This is a genomic window from Acidianus manzaensis (genome assembly GCF_002116695.1).
GTDB classification, from domain to species: Archaea; Thermoproteota; Thermoprotei_A; order Sulfolobales; family Sulfolobaceae; genus Acidianus; species Acidianus manzaensis.
Map to the genome: position 1 here is coordinate 180,145 of NZ_CP020477.1, position 16,048 is coordinate 196,192.

Consider the following 16,048-nt stretch of genomic DNA (forward strand, 5'->3'; position numbering starts at 1 on the left):
TATTTAAACTTACTATAACCTTTCATGACAATATTACCAAAAATATTTTTGTTCTTAATCCTTCAGGATAAGTGAAATTAGTTAAATGATCCTTCTTTCTCTCTTTTTATTTTTTAAATATAAAATAAATTGAAATTAATGTTATTGCCCCTCCTATAATTTCTTGAATATTCGGAATCTGATGAAAAATAGGTATTGCCAGTAACGTAGCTACTACTGGTTCAATAAGCTCTGCAGATGTTACTAAGCTAATAGGTAGCTTATTTGCAGTGTATATAATTGAACCATGTCCGATTAAAGTAGGAATTAAAACAAGACCTAATACTGCAAGTATCGAAACTAAATTAAATTCGCCTATACCATATACTGGTAAAATTGGAATCATGAATGTTGAAGATAATAAGTAAATGAAAGATGCGGTTGAGGTAAAATCGTAATGTAATTTAGATAAGAAATAAGTATAAAAAGCAAAGGAAACAGCAGACAGTAATGCTAAAACATTTCCTAGAAGATAACCGAAACTTACGCTATAGTTTATTATTATTATCCCTGCTATTGCTGTGAGTATGAATAAGTCAATTCTTCTTCTTAATATCATTGCAAATATCGGGCTAGTAGAGACTAGAATAGTTGAGGCAGATATTGTAGTTAAGAAAACACTACTTACAAAAAACATCATATGAAGTGAAAGAAATAATGAAGGAATGATAAAGTATTTCAATTTAAACTTTCCTTTTCTGGAAAAGGCAAGCAGAATTGATCCAGCCAACACAAACCGTAAAAACGTAATCAAAGGTGGAGATATGGTACAAAATTTGACAAAAATTGCTGCAGTTCCAAAAGCAACACCGCCTAAAAACAATATTGCCTTTTCCTTCATAGTATAGAAAAATATAGATAAATGTATTTAAGCATAACGTAGAATATTATTTTAACATGTACTGGAATAATTTTAGATTTTATCTTTCGTGACAATGCATCTTATTTTTTCATTACAACAGCTATTTACAAAAAAATTCAAAATAAAAGTAAAAATTTAATCAAGTTAATACTTGTTATATTATTTAAAAGTGTTACATGTAGTTAAAACTTTGAATACATGATAAGAGATTATACAATAAATTTTTAAACATAATGGATCGTCTTTAATGCATGGTAGCTATTGTAGATGTAGGGATTACAAAATTCGGCAAGAGAAAGGAAAGCGTCATAGAGTTAGCCGGTGAAGCCAGTAAAGACTTGGTCAGAAAATATGATTTTGATTTTGTAATAGTTTCCAATTCATATTCTGGAGAATTTAATTCTATTTCAGGAATTAATTCTCTAATTACAACTTATTTGGGAATTGACGAAGTTCCGTCAGTAAGAGTTGATAATACTAGTGGAAGTGGAGGGTCAGCATTACTTTTAGCTAAATCTCTTTTAGAGTCCAAAGAAGCTAATACGGTGCTAATAATAGGCGTAGAAAAAATGTCTGATAAGAAAACCAGAGAAGTAACTAAAATAATTTCTTCCTTACTCCCTGAAAACGAAAGGATCGCATCCTTACCCTCACTTGCTTCATTAGCTACAATTAATTACATGAAAAAGTTTGGAGCCACCAGAGAAAGCATAGCAGAAGTGGCTGTAAAAAATCATTATAATGGATCTTTAAATCCTTATGCTCATATTCAAAAAGCAGTATCACTTCAAGATGTATTATCTTCACCAGTTATTTCTGAACCATTAAGATTGTATGAATATACTCCTATTAGTGATGGTGCAGCATCGATAGTAATGACTAGAAATGAAGATGCGTTAAGTTATACCAGTAAACCAGTCTATATAAAAGGAATAGGATATTCTAACAATACTTCATTTATATGTGATAGAGATGACTTTACTACCTTGGACTCAGTTAGAAGAGCTTCAAGGATGGCATTTAAGAAGGCAAAGATAGAAAAAATCGATTTTGCAGAATTACATGACATGGCCACAATTCTTGAAATTATTCAATCAGAGGATATTGGCTTATTTCCTAAGGGTGAAGGATGGAAAGCTGTAATTAATGGAGTTACTAGATTAGATGGTGATATTCCTTTAAATCCTAGTGGGGGATTGAATTCTAAGGGTCATCCTATAGGCGCTAGTGGGATAGCTCAAGCTTTGGAGGCTTTTTGGCAAATTAGAAATGAGGCAGGAAATAGGCAAGTAAAAGATGCAAGAGTTGGATTAAGTTTAAGTATGGCAGGATTTGGAAATTCTGCTACTGTAACAATTTACGGTGACGAGCCATGATGAAGTGTATAAACTGCGGATATGTAACAAGTTATGAAAGGATAATTTGCCCTAAATGTAAGAGTGAAATGAAAAAAGTAGAGGAAAATAATAATAATGGTACTGTTATACTTAGTTGGAAACTTTACGTTACTCCGGATGGAAACGAAGAAGAATATTATATTAACTTGATATCATTAAACGGAACAAAGGCTTTATGTAAATCTTCTAGTGAGTTAAAAGAAGGAGAAAATGTAATGATAAATGGGCAATTATGCGAGAAAATAACCTAAAAATAGTTTTTCCAAGCACATATCTAAAAACTAGAATTCTCTAATTTACTCTAGTAAAATATAATTCGTATATTTTTTCTAAAAACTTACTAAATGGAAATGAGTATATATCCTTAGTTGTAGATTATGGAAAAGTGAGTTCATTTATAGTAAATTCTTCTAGTATTATTACAGTGCCTTTTTCTCTTTGTAACTGATTCGTTTCTCAATTTAACTTATGTTTTTATATTAATGAAAAAGTTCTAATAATTTTTCATGGCTTGGATATTGGGAGTACCGTAGGATTAAGTAATTCAATCTAAAACTTAGCTATTTAATTTTTTATGAGAGCTCTCGTTATAGCAACAATAAGTATTTAGTTTCTATAGTGAAATATAATTTATGGATAGATCAAAGATTTCTGGATATTTAATTTTAGTAGGAGTATCTCAATTTATATTATTTATTATTGTAGCTGAAGCTTTATATCCAGGCTATTCTATAAGGTCAAATTATGTTAGTGATCTTGGAGTTGGGAGTACAGCAATAATATTCAATGGATCAATAATATTTATGGGTTTACTTATTATCGTAAGTTCTATTCTTTTGTGGAGATCATATTCATTTCTTATTTTTATTACCGGAGTAGGAGCTATGTTTGTGGGGATATTTCCTGAAACTACTGGTTATCCTCATTTAATTTCTGCACTTATAGCATTTCTATTTGGAGGAATTTCTGCTATTGTTACTTCTTTTCATAGAAATTATTTCTGGAGTATACTAGGTATAATTACGTTAGTCAGTTTAGTCTTGTTTATCCTTAAAATATACCCAATAGGACCTGGAGGTACTGAAAGATTAATTATATATCCTGAACTAATTTGGGGAATTAGTTTCGCTACATACTTAATAGAAGGGAGAAAACATTAAAGAAGTAGAGTAAAAAAAGGATAATTTTTCAGATAAAACGAATTCTATTTTTATTTCTAATTAAGTTTATTAGTATCTAACTTTTTCCCTTTAACAACTAATTTCTTATATCCGTTAAGTATCTCATTTTCAATTTTCTCCTTTTCTATAATATCTGTAATTTCCATTTTTCTAGATAATTCTTCTAATAATATTTTAGCTTCTAGTCTTGCTAGTGGTGCACCTAAGCACAAGTGTATTCCAGAACCGAAACTAAGATGAGGATTAGGGGATCTGTCTGGTATAAAATCATCTGGATTATTAAATACGCTCTCATCTCTATTAGCCGAAGCGATCCAAACTCTTATAAGTTCGCCTTCTTCTATTTCTTTTCCTCCGATATTTACTTTTTCCTTAGTTATTCTTGCAGTTCTCATTACTGGTGGAGAATATCTTAACGCTTCTTCTACTGCCTTCAATCCTCCATTCTTCCTTATATAATCCCATTGTTTAAATATAGTTAAATCTTCTATGGCATTTCCTATTAAATTAGTAGTTGTTTCATTTCCTGCTATCATGAGTAGAATAAGATATCCTCTTTTCTCTACATCGGATAGATTTGAATTAGCAATAACTGAAGTTATATCATCACCTTTTTCTCCTTTCCTAGAATTTATAACGTTTTTAGAAAAATTGATTAATTCTAGATATTTCTTTCCAATCCTAAAAATTTCCGTTGGTTTACCCAACCTTAACGCTACTATGTCAGACCACTCTTTAATCTTCTTCACATCAGACTCTATTCCTAACAATTTAGATATTATTATAACTGGTAAGGGGACTGCAATACTTTCTATTACATCAAATTCATTATCTAAGTTTGAAATTAAGTTATCAACAGTTTCTCTTATGAATCCCTCTAATTGTCTTAAGTTAGCCGGATTAAAGAAATTGCTCGTCATTCCTCTAAGTTCATCATGTAATGGTGGATCAGATGTTAACATTGTATATCTTGTCGGTACAGCGAAAGTTATTTTGCCCGATCTTAAATCTGGCAATTTTTCATTATAGTCTGTCATAGCAGAGGAAAATCTCTTAAAATCATTAAGTATTAATTTACAATCATTATAAGTAAACACATTCCAAACTTCTCCGTCATAATAAACTGGGCTTTCTTTCCTCATTTTCTTGAACCAGTCGTACATAATTAAAACTTTTATTTTGAGGTTAAATACTTTTCGATATATCTATTTAATTTTTCTCAATAATTAGTCTTCTAATAAAACTTGCTTATTCACGTTTTATCACTATAAATTTTTATGTTTTTCAAAAAAATTGATATTATATAATAATAATTTATTTTCATGTAGAATTATGGAGAAATCTCATCTAACCTCCTATGTGCAGTATAATGACCTCCTACAAGTGCAATTATTGCGGCTATAACTAAGAATACTGCGATAAGTCCAAAGAGTTCCAGAGTAGGTAATAAGACTGCTATTGATGTAATATAAGCTACTCCTATCCCTCCTCCTAAATGCCCGAATCCATCACATAATGCAAAACCTGAAGTTCTAGCCCTAGTTGGGAAACTTTCAGCTGTCCATGCGTAAGCTACTGGGACCCAAACGTTAAATCCTATAAATAATATAATTGCTCCTATACCATCAATTATTATATTTGGTATTATCGCTACTATTATTCCTCCTATCACTGTTATTAGCGCACCTATACTTATCCAGAACTTTCTTTCTATTTTTTCTCCAAATTCAGTTGCTATAATTGCTGCTAATACGAATCCTGTTATTCCAATAGCAGAAATTACTCCTGCCTCTGATGAACTATATCCATGAGCAGTAAGAAGTGATGTTAAACCGGAAGCTATGCTATATACTGTTGTATAAGCTAAGAACCACATTGGCATCAAAATTGCTAATCTCTTTAGGTAGAATTTATTTGTTAGAATTTCTGAATAAGGTACCTCTTTTTGAGGTTTACTCATAGTGACTAAGTTAGGAATTTGAGGTAAAGAAATTCCCCTCTTTGTAATTTTTTCCTCCATAGATCTTACTATTGTTTCAGCTTCGTTGATCCTTCCTTTTCCTATAAGCCATCTAGGAGATTCGGGTAATTCAAATCGTAAAAGTAGACCTATTATAGCCAAGAATCCTCCTATAATATACATTACTCTCCAACCGTTTGTTGCTAAATATCCTGACCCACCTAACGCGAATGGTAATCCTTGCGGAAACGGTGCCGATGGTGTAGTTAAGATTAATCCTAACCATATAGCTAAAAATCCACCTATCGTAGAGAAAACAAAAATTAATGATACATATTTTGCTCTTATATGCGTAGGTGCTACTTCACTGATATATGTGTTAACTATTGCTAAGTCTGCTCCTACGCCTATCCCTGTCAAAATCCTTGCAATTAAGAATTCCAGATACGAAAAAGTGGCTGCATTATAAAATGAGCTTAAACCCATTATTAGCATTGTTATCATTAGCATATTTCTTCTACCTATCTTATCAGAAATTGGAGACAAGACAAGAGAACCTATAACGTAACCGATTAAATTGCCTAAAACTACCGGTCCTAGTAATATGGCCGCATTTGAAGGAGATACATGAAATAATACTACTGCAGTCTGAACAAAACTTACATTTATATTGAAAATATCATAAAATGTAAATAATTCTCCAACACCTATAATTCCTAACAAAATATAGTTAAAGGCCCATGTTGGTAGCCTATCAAGTCTAGCTATAATTTGGGCTGACTTTACATTATCTTCTTTTGACATATTCGTTGATACTTCTTCATAATTATAACTATTATATCAAACTGATTTCAGAATTTTGTTTTATAGATAAACAAAACAATTTTAGTTTATATATATTTTCTTCGTTATTAGCTTTAAAAAAGATATATAAGCTTAGTTTCTAATGTATAAATTATGAGTGTTATATTTTTGCCACTAGAGTCTTATATAGCAGACGTAACATATGAGTCTAAAGGAGGTTATGTATTAAAAATAGGAAAATATTATGCTGTATACATTAATGGAAGGATAGAGTATGTTACAGATAATGAAACATTAGCTATTCTCCTACTTTACGAGAAATTCTTAGATAAACCAAGGAAAACTATGCACAAAATATTAAGATTGCCTCTATTAAGGTTAACAAGAGATAGTCCAATATATAATAGTGGAGAAATGCTAATAAAAGGAAGGTTAGATAGCGATAATTTAGAAATCTTATCCTGGAAAGATTTACAAGATTATTCTTTTGATATTATAACATACGAATGGGAGCATAATGCACTCCGTTCAGAAGGTAATAACGTAAGAACTTTTGTATTAAACTTCGATAAATGTGAATATAAAGCTCAAAATCAAGGAACTCAAATTTATGAATGTTATATTGAAGATTTCGGAAGATATCTAGTACTTAATCATATTATAAGTTCAGTTGTAGCACAATCATTAGACATACTGCTAAAACTAGGAGAATATGCATTAGAAATTGATTCAGAAACTTTAGAAGGATTAAAATCATTCTATGATGATAAAAAAGTTTATAATTTGGTATAATGCTAAAATAAAATTTTTATGTAATAAAAGGAGAATAAACTAAAATTTAAATATTAAGAAAGATTAGCTTTTATGTCATATTTCATAATTATAAATTATGATGCAACAACTTGTTAATCAAAAAACGTTATTAGGCAATGAGGCAATTGCATTAGGTGCTTTAGCTTCTGGAGTAGCAGTTGCTACTGGATATCCTGGAACTCCATCAACTGAAATAATAGAGACACTACAGAAGTTCAAAGATAGATATGTAGAGTGGAGCGCAAACGAAAAAGTTGCTTTTGAAACAGCTTATGGTGCTAGCATTACTGGAGCATATGCTATGGCTTCTATGAAACACGTTGGAATGAACGTAGCTTCAGATGCAATAATGAGCAGCTCATATACTGGAGTAGAAGGAGCATTAGTCATAATCTCAGCTGGAGATCCCTCTATGTGGTCATCTCAAAGTGAACAAGATAATAGATATTATGGATTAATGGGATTAATTCCAGTAGTAGAACCTTACGATCCCCAAAGTGCACATGATTTAATAATTAAAGCATTTGAGTTCAGTAATAAATATCATCATCCAGTAATTTTTTCTACTAATACAAGAATAAGTCATGTAAGAAGCTTGGTTAATGTTAAAGATCCGATTTCGCCAAAATTTGGAAAATTGATTAAAAAACCTGATAAATATTCCTTAGTCCCAGAAGTAGCAAAAAAGAATAGAATAGAACAATTAAGGAAATGGGAGGAAATACAAAAAGGAATTTCAGTATTTAACGAAATTGAAGAAGGAAAAGATGATAAAAAAGTTATAATAACATCCGGACTAGCTTATGCATATGTCAAAGAATTAGTTGGAGATAGTGTAAAAATTCTAAAATTATTAGCTCCAGTTCCATTAAATAAGGACCAAATCATTGATGCGTTAAGTAATGCAGACGAAGCTTTAGTAGTAGAAGAACTTGAACCAGTAGTAGAAATGCAAGTTAAAAACATAGCATTTGATGAAGGAATTAGAATTAAAATTCATGGAAAAGACTACATTCCTAGAAGCGGAGAATTAACTTTAGACGCAGTAGGACAAGGATTGAATAAATTTCTCGGGATAGAATTTGAGAATAACAACGAATTTAATGATATTTTATCAGAAGTTCCTCCTAGACCTCCTGCAATGTGCCCAGGCTGTCCGCATAGATCTTCATTTATCGATATAAAAAGGGGAGTTGTTCAAGGAGGATTATCTCAAACCTTCTTCTCCGGAGATATAGGATGTTATTCCTTAGGAATCTTACCCCCATTTAACGAACAAGATAGTCTAATAGATATGGGAAGTAGCCTTGGAATTGCAAACGGGGTATTTAGATCGACAGGCAATATACCTATAGCTATAATAGGAGATTCCACTTTCTTCCATTCTGGTTTACCGGGTTTAGCTAATGCTGTATATAATAACTTACCCGTAGTTATTGTTGTATTAGATAATAGAGTAACCGCTATGACTGGACAAAATCCTAGTCCTTCTAGAGAAATAGATATTGCAAGTACAGCTAAGGGTATGGGAGTAGAATTTGTTAAAGAATTTGATCCCTTCGATATTAAGGGAGGAGTGAAAACTATTGCTGAAGCTTCTACCTGGGTTAAGAAGAATAAGAAACCGGCATTATTAGTAGCTAAAAGAACGTGCGCTTTGGACGTAATAGATAAAGTAGAAGAATTACCATTAGCTGTTGTAGACATAGATAAATGTACTGGATGTTCAATATGCTATGATTTCTTCACATGTCCAGCTATAATTCCTAGAAAAGATAAGAAAATAGAAATTGACGATGTGCAATGTATAGGCTGTGGAGCTTGTATTCCAGTTTGTCCATATAATGCAATTAAACTTCAAGGAAAAATACCTGAAGGATGGGATGAATTATGGACAAAGTAGATATTATAATTGCAGGTATTGGTGGACAAGGAATAATAACAATGGGAAGAATTTTAGTAGAAGCGTCTAATTTAAGCGGAATAAAGGCTTTAGTATCTGAAACTCACGGTTTAGCACAGAGAGGAGGAGCAGTTAATGTTCACGTTAGAATAGGTGATGTTTTAGCTCCATTAATCCGTAAAGGAAATGCTGATTATTTAATTGCTTTAGAAGCAACAGAAGCATTAAGAAATATAGATTATGCCAATAAAAATACAATTATTATTATAAATAAATTGGTAGAAAGATCTGTTTTACCTAAGATAAAAATGTTATCTTTTGAAGAAATTTTGGAAAAAATAAGAAGAATATCTAATAACGTAATTCCTATTGACGCTAAGAAATTAGCTATTGAAGCTGGAAATCCCAAGGCTATGAATGCTGTAATGATAGGAACAATGATGAGTTTTGGAAAACTGAAAAATCTAGTAAATGAAGAAAATATATTGAAGGCTTTAAGAACTGATGTAAATAGAAAAGCTTACCTCTCAGGAAAAATAAAAATAGAAGTAACATGAGATTGATAATATGATAACTATAAAATCCTCTAAAAAAGTAATAGAAGAATCCGATAATCTTTTAGCCACAACAACCAGAGATAGTGATTTGTTCCCATTAGTAATAGACCATGGAGAAGGAGTGTGGATTTATGATATTGATGGAAACAGATTTCTTGACTTTACTTCCGGAATAGGCGTTAATAATTTAGGTTGGCCTTCCCATCCAGAAGTTATAAAAATTGGAATTGAGCAAATGCAAAAATTAGCTCATGCAGCATCTAATGATTTCTATAATATTCAACAGTTAGAATTAGCTAAGAAACTAGTCTCTTTATCTCCGGGCAATTTTGAAAAGAAAGTCTTCTTTTCGAATAGTGGAACGGAAGCTATAGAAGCGTCTATAAAATTGGTAAAGTCTGTAGAAGAAAAACGAAAATATTTAATCTCTTTTATAGGGGGATTTCACGGAAGGACATTTGGGTCTCTATCGTTAACAGCAAGTAAACCTATACAGAAAGCTAGAGTAGGTCCATTAATGCCTGGAGTCTACTACGTGCCATATCCTAATCCTTTCAGGAACCCATGGCATATAAATGGATATGAAGAGCCGGAAGAATTAGTTAACAGAGTAATAGAATACTTAGAGGAATGGGTTTTTGGGCATTTAGTACCCGCAGATGAAGTGTCAGCAATATTTTATGAACCTATTCAAGGAGAAGGAGGTTATATAGTTCCTCCTAAAAATTTTTTTAGAGAATTGGAGAAGTTAGCTAAAAAATATGGAATATATTTAGTTGACGATGAAGTGCAAATGGGAATTGGAAGAACTGGCAAGCTCTTCGCTATAGAAAATTTTGATGGCGAACCAGACGTTATAACACTAGCTAAAGCATTAGGAGGAGGAATTATGCCTATAGGTGCTACAATATTTAGAAAAGAATTAGATTTTAAAGAAGGAATACATAGCAACACTTTCGGAGGGAATGCATTAGCTACTGCAATAGGAAGTAAAGTTATAGATATAGCAAAAGATCTACTACCTCATATAAAAGAAATGGAAAAAATATTCAAAGAAGAATTGTCAAATATGAAAGTAGATGATGTAAGAGGTATTGGACTAGCCTGGGGAATTGAATTTATAAAAGAAGATAGAAAACCTGACGTTAAGACTAGAAATAAGGTAATTGAAGAAGCTTTCAAAAATGGACTTCTATTACTTCCAGCAGGAGAGAGTTCAATTAGGATAATCCCACCTCTTGTGATAGAAGAAGATGAAGCCAAAGAAGGATTAAACAAATTGAGAAAAATAATAAACTCTATCAGATAATTTTTTCTCTCTTTTTTAATTTGAGGCTATCATAATTTTCCTGAATCGCGTTGTAGTCTTTAAAAAAATAAAAAGAAGATTACGGATAAATTACAATAATTTAAGAATAACTTCACATAACATTCTATATTTAGAAATTTTCTGTTGTTAGAAAAGTTTAAGATAATAAAGATAAATAATAACTTATGCCAATATGTCCAGTCTGTGAAATTACATACGATTCTTGGGATCAAGTTTCAGACCATATGTTAAAATTTGTAGAAAAGAGTGAAGCAAAACATGTAATGTGGTTAAACCATAATATTTCTATTAAATCTCTAAATCAAAAGGAACTATCTGAAAAATTAGAAGAATTTTTCTCACTAAACGAATCCTTAGCTATGTGGATTAGAAGAAGGTTTATAGAGAGATTCTACGGAACCGAACCTCATCCTTTTATGGTAGCTATGCAAAATCCTACTAAAGGAGTATTGTTAGGATACGTTTTAGAACACCAGCATTTTCTAAGAAATTGGGTAAGAATTCTTTCTACTATTATATATAGATCTGAATACGATGACGTAGTAAGATACGAGTTAGAGAATATGACTACAGAATTTTTAGGATTTGAAGGTAAACCTTCACATTATGAACTTCTCATAAGAATGGGAGAAAGTCTAGGGTTAAAGAGGGCAGAAATTCTCTCTACACCACCATTGCCTGCCACATTATCAGCAATTAAAACCTGGAAAAACATAGCTGAGACTAAAGGCTGGGTTGAGACTATGGCTGCAATGCATAGCTTAGAATTAGTTTCTGATAGAAGTTTAATTAAAGATGGGGCTACAATACCTTACTTTTCTCCTAAAATTTTAGAATCTAATGAATATCCTGATGCAGTAAAAAATTTCCTTAGAGAAGGATATGAGGCTGATTTATATCATGCTGGAGAGGCTTTAAGATTAGTAGAAAAATATGCTAAAAATCCTGAGATAATTCAAGTTATAGTGCTTAAATCTTTTGATGCTTTTGCAAAATATTTATTATCTAGGCTTGAGAGAGGTATGATGCTGGATCCACTGGTGAAAGCATGAAAATAATAGTAAATGGAAAAGAAGCAGGAACCAAAGAAACAGGTTGCGCAATATGTGGCAGTGACTGGGGTTCATATTATGCAAAAGTTGATGGAGAAGAATTATTCTTCTGTTGCGATATCTGTGCGAAAGAGTTTAGTAATATGATTCAAGAAGTTAAAAATAGAACCAATTGGAATAAAATAGATGAAGTAAATATAAGAGGAAATTGGTCTATGGGAAGACATGTAATGGCAAGATCTGGAGTTCAGAGATATTATTTTTACATAACTTTCGATGAAGACGGAAATATAAGAACATTCAAGCCAGAATAATCATTTTTTATTTTTCTTTAATATAAAAGATACTATTAAAATATAGTTTGTAGAGTATCTTAAAATTGAGTTCTTCTCTAAATCAGAATCATTCGTTGAGCCAGCGTAGAATATTCAAATGGTACACACTAATTAAAATATTAAAAAATTAAATTACTTTCTTTTATCCTCCCCAAACATAACCAGAAGAGGAAGATGTTGAAGTAGTAGAAGAACTGGAGGATGTTGATGTAGTAGACGTTGAAGATGTAGGCTTAGAAGATGTAGTAGAAGCTGTATGGGACGGTATCATAGCAAAAAATACTCCTCCTACTATAAGAATTATTACAGTCAGAATTATTATACCTAATTCTATTCCGCTTATTCCTTTCATCCCATTATTTTTATATTCGTCATTTTTAAACTTTGTCCCAAATCTTAAGTAAGATTAATAAAGAAGAGTGATAATTTGGGTAAATGTTTAAATACTCATATAGAAGATAAAAACGTATGAGCGTAATAAAAAGCATATACTCGCCCATCAGAATAATTGGAGGAATAGTATTCTTAGCATGGGCAGGAATTCATTTATACTTATCAACTTCGTTACTCAAACTACTTCCAGTAGTAGGAGAATTCTTCATTTTTGATTCTATCTTAGCTATAATAGCTGCAGCCCTTCTCATCATTAACTTCAAGATGTTATATTTACCCATTTTAGTATACTCTTGGATTAATTACATTTTAATAACTGAATCTAGAGTATTTCCAGCTCCAGTATTAGGATATTCATTACCCGTAGTTAATGCTTATGTAATAGCTGCTCTTATTTTAGATGTGATAGCAATAATTTTAGTAACTCTTATCTGGATAGGTTCAAGAAGATAAAGGCAAAAATGGTATGTACTGTCAAAAGTATATTTAATTTGAAAGCTAAAAATTTTTTAAATCAAATTATAAAAATACTAGAATTTGTCATGATAAATGTTTTTAACTTTCTTGGTAAATACTATTCCAAAAAGATAACTCATAAGCCTGTATTGTTTTAGCTATTTCTAGATAGTTTTTACTATCATATCTCGAAATTATTTTCTCAGCTAAATCTTCGTCAATTTTAGCATTTGCAAACAATTCTAAAAACTCAACATTTATCTTTCCTTTAAATATTTCAGCTAATTTTTTGCAATTCTGACTCCAAATAGGTAAATTAATCACTAAAGCTAATACTTGCTCTCCAGTACTAGCATAGTTTGCTAACCAGGCTAGATAATGAGTATACGCTACTGCCCAAGGCAATGGTTCAACATTTTTATTTGCAATTTTCCTTAAGATCTTTAGTCCAGCATAATCTCCTTCTAGTGCACTTAATAGAAAATCTATTTCATCTTGTTCCTTAGCTTTGCTAAGCATAATAGCTAATGATTTAACGTCAGAATTAACAATATACCATTGTTGATCATATATGAGCTGAATTTTATTTTGCGCTATTTTTCCTTCTTCTGCAGATTTTATAAAAGGATGATTTATTATCTGTTGATTGATTTGACTTAACTCTTCTCTTAATTGCGATAGCATAATCTAAATTAATGTTGAAGGAATATATAAGTTAATTATTAGATAAGTTATATACACTTTTTCTCTTTAATAACTTGAATAAATATAGATAAATAAAATATTAAAAATTTTTAATAAAAATGTTTAACACTTACATAAATTCTCATAGAGAGAATACGTCTTTTTGTAGTTATTTGTAGATAATAAGTTGATGAAATTTAATTTTATTGCGTTATATCTTTACCATTATGTTAGTGTATAATATTTGATCACTTAACGCTCCCGACAAATATCATATATTATTATTAGTAGTATTTTTGGTTGTGCGGTATCAGCTACTGATCTGATACTTAATGCTTTCTTAATAAATCAGATAAATTGAATTGAAAGGTGCTATGGCAAATGATAGAATTAAGAAACATGAGTAACGAAATAACACTAATAGCTACTGAATATCATGACGTAGATTTAAATCTTTTACTATATAGGGGAAAAACTGGTAAATCAATATTATTAGATACTTCTACAGCGATCCAGATAAAGTCTATTATTGATAATATAGGATATTTTCCAGATATAGCAGTTATTTCTCATGCTCATCTGGATCATGCAGGAGGTTCAGAGTACTTGCACGATCACGGTACAATCGTAATAACTCATCCTGTGAGTGCATCCTTATTGTCTGATTTAGATACTGCTATATATAGCTTCTTCCCAAAAAAGTATTTTAAATGGATAGGAGAAAAAGAAAGTATTTCATTTATTAACCTTATCAAAGAGGAATTGGGAAATCCTAAAATTACAAGCACACAATTAAATAATGCTAATCCAGTTACTTGTTTTGATGCCTTTGGACACGTTACAGGGGCAATAATATGCAGAATAGATAACGTATTTTTTACCGGTGATGAGATTCAAGGCACAGGAATAAGGGATAGAAACGAAACAAATTCAATACCACAAATATCATCTATCGAAGATTACTTAATAACCATTTATAAGTTAATTAATATGAAGCCCGAAATAATTATTCCAGCTCATAATTATTTACCCAATAATACTAGAGTAATTGAGGGTTCATCTACAGAAACCTTTTTATACTCCTCTATAGAAGCTGTACTTAAATTACTCCACTTAACCGCATCTATTTTAGAAGAACGTTTCCTTGTAGGTTATGATACTCTTTCAAATTTAATAACCGTATTTTTTCAATTGTATCTTCTTTTGTAATTTCCCCTTTAAGAAATTTATTAATTACAGTTCCAGTCTCAACATGAAGTTTTACAAAGCCTGGAAAATTTGGTCTTACATAAGCTAATAATATTGTATTGATTGTATTAACATAACAATCTTTGCATTTAGCATTAGTTTCCTTATCTAACCATATTCTGTAATCTGCAGGTTGGCCTAAATATGAAAAATACTTCTTTTGTATATCAAAGTTATAAAACCATTTTACAAAATTTAAAGTTTCCTCAATATATTTATTCCTCTTGCTTATTGCTAGACCAGCACCACCTAATACTGACCCATAAGGTAATTTTGAAAAACTTGGTATATTAGCAAACGCAATAACATTTTTCCTGTATCCGTCACGAGAATAATTATAATACCCATACGTTAATGGAACATAGCATATATCGTCTTCTTTAGAAACATAATTAAGCAGTTTTATCGGATCACTTTTTACACACATTTCCCCACAACTGTCTGAAATTGTCTTTAATATATCAAGGATTAATGATACATTTTCCATAATTTTTTTACTGATCGTAGTATAAAAGGGATTAATTCCTAAATTAACGCTTAACGTTAAGAATGACGAGTGTGCATGAATTGGTGAAAATGGCATTCCAATTTTGCACTTCTCCTTGATCTTTAGTACTTCTTTCCATTTCTTAGGAATTTTTATTTTTAGCTTTTTAAACAAATCTGGTCTATATGCTGAGACTTGAGAAGCAGCATCTACAGGAATTGCCCATATATGTCCATCATATATGTAGCTTTCAAAAGTTTTACCTACACTAATTTTTTGTATAAGTTCTATATCATTTTTACTTAATATCTCATCTAATGAAAGGTACTTTCCACTTTTAGCTATATCGCCTACGGCTGGATAATCCATTATTACTAGGTCATATTTTTCCGCTAATTTTTCTTGGGAGTAAACCGTAAAGTCGTATAAAGAGTTCTTGTCCCATATAATTTTTATTTTTGTTAGCTCATAAAAATCTTTTGAAACCTCCACTATACTATTATAGCCTCTTGGATCATCCCAGGTAATTCCAGCTAGTTCAGTCATT

The 16,048-nt window shown here is 31.0% G+C and carries 17 protein-coding genes; 11 read left to right on the top strand and 6 right to left on the bottom strand.

Annotated features, from left to right (window positions below; translation table 11 throughout):
• Positions 1-106: 106 nt before the first annotated feature.
• A complete protein-coding gene (locus B6F84_RS00575) occupies positions 107-880 on the bottom strand; it encodes a DMT family transporter (RefSeq protein WP_148690414.1) in 774 nt (257 codons plus the stop codon).
• A 272-nt stretch (positions 881-1,152) separates the two neighbouring features.
• Between B6F84_RS00575 and B6F84_RS00580 the strand changes: the two genes are divergently transcribed.
• The 3 genes from B6F84_RS00580 (at position 1,153) to B6F84_RS00590 (ending at position 3,458) form a co-directional block, all read left to right on the top strand.
• A complete protein-coding gene (locus B6F84_RS00580; RefSeq protein WP_148690415.1) occupies positions 1,153-2,277 on the top strand; it encodes a thiolase family protein in 1,125 nt (374 codons plus the stop codon).
• The gene (locus B6F84_RS00585) at positions 2,274-2,549 is read left to right on the top strand and encodes a PhlB family protein (RefSeq protein ID WP_148690416.1); all 276 of its coding nucleotides are present in this window, start codon (positions 2,274-2,276) and stop codon (positions 2,547-2,549) included. Before B6F84_RS00580 ends, B6F84_RS00585 begins: the two co-directional genes overlap by 4 nt.
• A gap of 381 nt (positions 2,550-2,930) precedes the next feature.
• Positions 2,931-3,458: a DUF998 domain-containing protein gene (locus B6F84_RS00590; RefSeq protein ID WP_148690417.1), complete on the top strand. Its 528-nt coding sequence runs from the start codon at positions 2,931-2,933 to the stop codon at positions 3,456-3,458.
• Positions 3,459-3,514: 56 nt separating this feature from the next.
• Here B6F84_RS00590 and cyp119 read toward each other — a convergent pair whose 3' ends face one another.
• Positions 3,515-4,642 (bottom strand): cytochrome P450 Cyp119, encoded by a 1,128-nt coding sequence (cyp119, locus tag B6F84_RS00595; RefSeq protein WP_148690418.1) that lies wholly within the window; start codon positions 4,640-4,642, stop codon positions 3,515-3,517.
• Between the two features lie 167 nt (positions 4,643-4,809).
• Complete coding sequence (locus tag B6F84_RS00600) at positions 4,810-6,243, bottom strand: MFS transporter (RefSeq protein WP_148690419.1); 1,434 nt, start codon at positions 6,241-6,243, stop codon at positions 4,810-4,812.
• A 153-nt stretch (positions 6,244-6,396) separates the two neighbouring features.
• Here B6F84_RS00600 and B6F84_RS00605 point away from each other — a divergent pair, with 153 nt between their 5' ends.
• The 6 genes from B6F84_RS00605 to B6F84_RS00630 all read left to right on the top strand — a co-directional run bounded on the left by B6F84_RS00605 (position 6,397) and on the right by B6F84_RS00630 (position 12,212).
• A complete protein-coding gene (locus B6F84_RS00605; protein ID WP_148690420.1) occupies positions 6,397-7,035 on the top strand; it encodes a hypothetical protein in 639 nt (212 codons plus the stop codon).
• A 97-nt stretch (positions 7,036-7,132) separates the two neighbouring features.
• Positions 7,133-8,959, top strand: a complete 1,827-nt coding sequence (locus tag B6F84_RS00610; RefSeq protein ID WP_148690421.1) for a thiamine pyrophosphate-dependent enzyme — start codon at positions 7,133-7,135, stop codon at positions 8,957-8,959.
• Positions 8,947-9,516 carry an indolepyruvate oxidoreductase subunit beta gene (locus B6F84_RS00615; RefSeq protein WP_148690422.1) on the top strand — a complete coding sequence of 190 codons (570 nt, stop codon included), beginning with the start codon at positions 8,947-8,949 and terminating at the stop codon, positions 9,514-9,516. The genes B6F84_RS00610 and B6F84_RS00615 overlap by 13 nt, the downstream gene beginning before the upstream one ends.
• A gap of 10 nt (positions 9,517-9,526) precedes the next feature.
• Entirely contained in the window at positions 9,527-10,825 is a 1,299-nt protein-coding gene (locus B6F84_RS00620; RefSeq protein ID WP_148690423.1) for an acetyl ornithine aminotransferase family protein, read from the top strand.
• 185 nt (positions 10,826-11,010) lie between these two features.
• Positions 11,011-11,898 carry a thiaminase II/PqqC family protein gene (locus B6F84_RS00625; RefSeq protein ID WP_148690424.1) on the top strand — a complete coding sequence of 296 codons (888 nt, stop codon included), beginning with the start codon at positions 11,011-11,013 and terminating at the stop codon, positions 11,896-11,898.
• Positions 11,895-12,212 (top strand): TA0938 family protein, encoded by a 318-nt coding sequence (locus B6F84_RS00630; RefSeq protein ID WP_148690425.1) that lies wholly within the window; start codon positions 11,895-11,897, stop codon positions 12,210-12,212. Before B6F84_RS00625 ends, B6F84_RS00630 begins: the two co-directional genes overlap by 4 nt.
• A gap of 163 nt (positions 12,213-12,375) precedes the next feature.
• Here the strand turns inward: B6F84_RS00630 and B6F84_RS00635 are convergent, their stop codons facing one another.
• Positions 12,376-12,585, bottom strand: a complete 210-nt coding sequence (locus B6F84_RS00635) for a sulfocyanin (RefSeq protein WP_148690426.1) — start codon at positions 12,583-12,585, stop codon at positions 12,376-12,378.
• Between the two features lie 116 nt (positions 12,586-12,701).
• Here B6F84_RS00635 and B6F84_RS00640 point away from each other — a divergent pair, with 116 nt between their 5' ends.
• Positions 12,702-13,079 (top strand): hypothetical protein, encoded by a 378-nt coding sequence (locus B6F84_RS00640; protein WP_148690427.1) that lies wholly within the window; start codon positions 12,702-12,704, stop codon positions 13,077-13,079.
• A 102-nt stretch (positions 13,080-13,181) separates the two neighbouring features.
• Here B6F84_RS00640 and B6F84_RS00645 read toward each other — a convergent pair whose 3' ends face one another.
• Positions 13,182-13,766, bottom strand: coding sequence for a thiaminase II/PqqC family protein (locus B6F84_RS00645; protein WP_148690428.1), 585 nt, complete (start codon positions 13,764-13,766; stop codon positions 13,182-13,184).
• A 381-nt stretch (positions 13,767-14,147) separates the two neighbouring features.
• On the opposite strand from B6F84_RS00645, the gene B6F84_RS00655 reads away from it, so the two are divergent.
• Positions 14,148-14,975 carry an MBL fold metallo-hydrolase gene (locus tag B6F84_RS00655; protein WP_148690429.1) on the top strand — a complete coding sequence of 276 codons (828 nt, stop codon included), beginning with the start codon at positions 14,148-14,150 and terminating at the stop codon, positions 14,973-14,975.
• On the opposite strand, the gene B6F84_RS00660 is transcribed toward B6F84_RS00655, so the two are convergent.
• Positions 14,890-16,047 carry an extracellular solute-binding protein gene (locus tag B6F84_RS00660; protein ID WP_148690430.1) on the bottom strand — a complete coding sequence of 386 codons (1,158 nt, stop codon included), beginning with the start codon at positions 16,045-16,047 and terminating at the stop codon, positions 14,890-14,892. The genes B6F84_RS00655 and B6F84_RS00660 overlap by 86 nt on opposite strands.
• Between the last annotated feature and the right edge of the window lies 1 nt (position 16,048).

What these genes read in the sequence shown, in the direction of transcription:
- B6F84_RS00575 (WP_148690414.1), bottom strand. Translation starts at nt 880, where the DNA reads ATGAAGGAAAAGGCAATATTGTTTTTAGGCGGTGTTGCTTTTGGAACT.
- B6F84_RS00580 (WP_148690415.1), top strand. Translation starts at nt 1,153, where the DNA reads ATGGTAGCTATTGTAGATGTAGGGATTACAAAATTCGGCAAGAGAAAG.
- B6F84_RS00585 (WP_148690416.1), top strand. Translation starts at nt 2,274, where the DNA reads ATGATGAAGTGTATAAACTGCGGATATGTAACAAGTTATGAAAGGATA.
- B6F84_RS00590 (WP_148690417.1), top strand. Translation starts at nt 2,931, where the DNA reads ATGGATAGATCAAAGATTTCTGGATATTTAATTTTAGTAGGAGTATCT.
- cyp119 (WP_148690418.1), bottom strand. Translation starts at nt 4,642, where the DNA reads ATGTACGACTGGTTCAAGAAAATGAGGAAAGAAAGCCCAGTTTATTAT.
- B6F84_RS00600 (WP_148690419.1), bottom strand. Translation starts at nt 6,243, where the DNA reads ATGTCAAAAGAAGATAATGTAAAGTCAGCCCAAATTATAGCTAGACTT.
- B6F84_RS00605 (WP_148690420.1), top strand. Translation starts at nt 6,397, where the DNA reads ATGAGTGTTATATTTTTGCCACTAGAGTCTTATATAGCAGACGTAACA.
- B6F84_RS00610 (WP_148690421.1), top strand. Translation starts at nt 7,133, where the DNA reads ATGATGCAACAACTTGTTAATCAAAAAACGTTATTAGGCAATGAGGCA.
- B6F84_RS00615 (WP_148690422.1), top strand. Translation starts at nt 8,947, where the DNA reads ATGGACAAAGTAGATATTATAATTGCAGGTATTGGTGGACAAGGAATA.
- B6F84_RS00620 (WP_148690423.1), top strand. Translation starts at nt 9,527, where the DNA reads ATGATAACTATAAAATCCTCTAAAAAAGTAATAGAAGAATCCGATAAT.
- B6F84_RS00625 (WP_148690424.1), top strand. Translation starts at nt 11,011, where the DNA reads ATGCCAATATGTCCAGTCTGTGAAATTACATACGATTCTTGGGATCAA.
- B6F84_RS00630 (WP_148690425.1), top strand. Translation starts at nt 11,895, where the DNA reads ATGAAAATAATAGTAAATGGAAAAGAAGCAGGAACCAAAGAAACAGGT.
- B6F84_RS00635 (WP_148690426.1), bottom strand. Translation starts at nt 12,585, where the DNA reads ATGAAAGGAATAAGCGGAATAGAATTAGGTATAATAATTCTGACTGTA.
- B6F84_RS00640 (WP_148690427.1), top strand. Translation starts at nt 12,702, where the DNA reads ATGAGCGTAATAAAAAGCATATACTCGCCCATCAGAATAATTGGAGGA.
- B6F84_RS00645 (WP_148690428.1), bottom strand. Translation starts at nt 13,766, where the DNA reads ATGCTATCGCAATTAAGAGAAGAGTTAAGTCAAATCAATCAACAGATA.
- B6F84_RS00655 (WP_148690429.1), top strand. Translation starts at nt 14,148, where the DNA reads ATGATAGAATTAAGAAACATGAGTAACGAAATAACACTAATAGCTACT.
- B6F84_RS00660 (WP_148690430.1), bottom strand. Translation starts at nt 16,047, where the DNA reads ATGACTGAACTAGCTGGAATTACCTGGGATGATCCAAGAGGCTATAAT.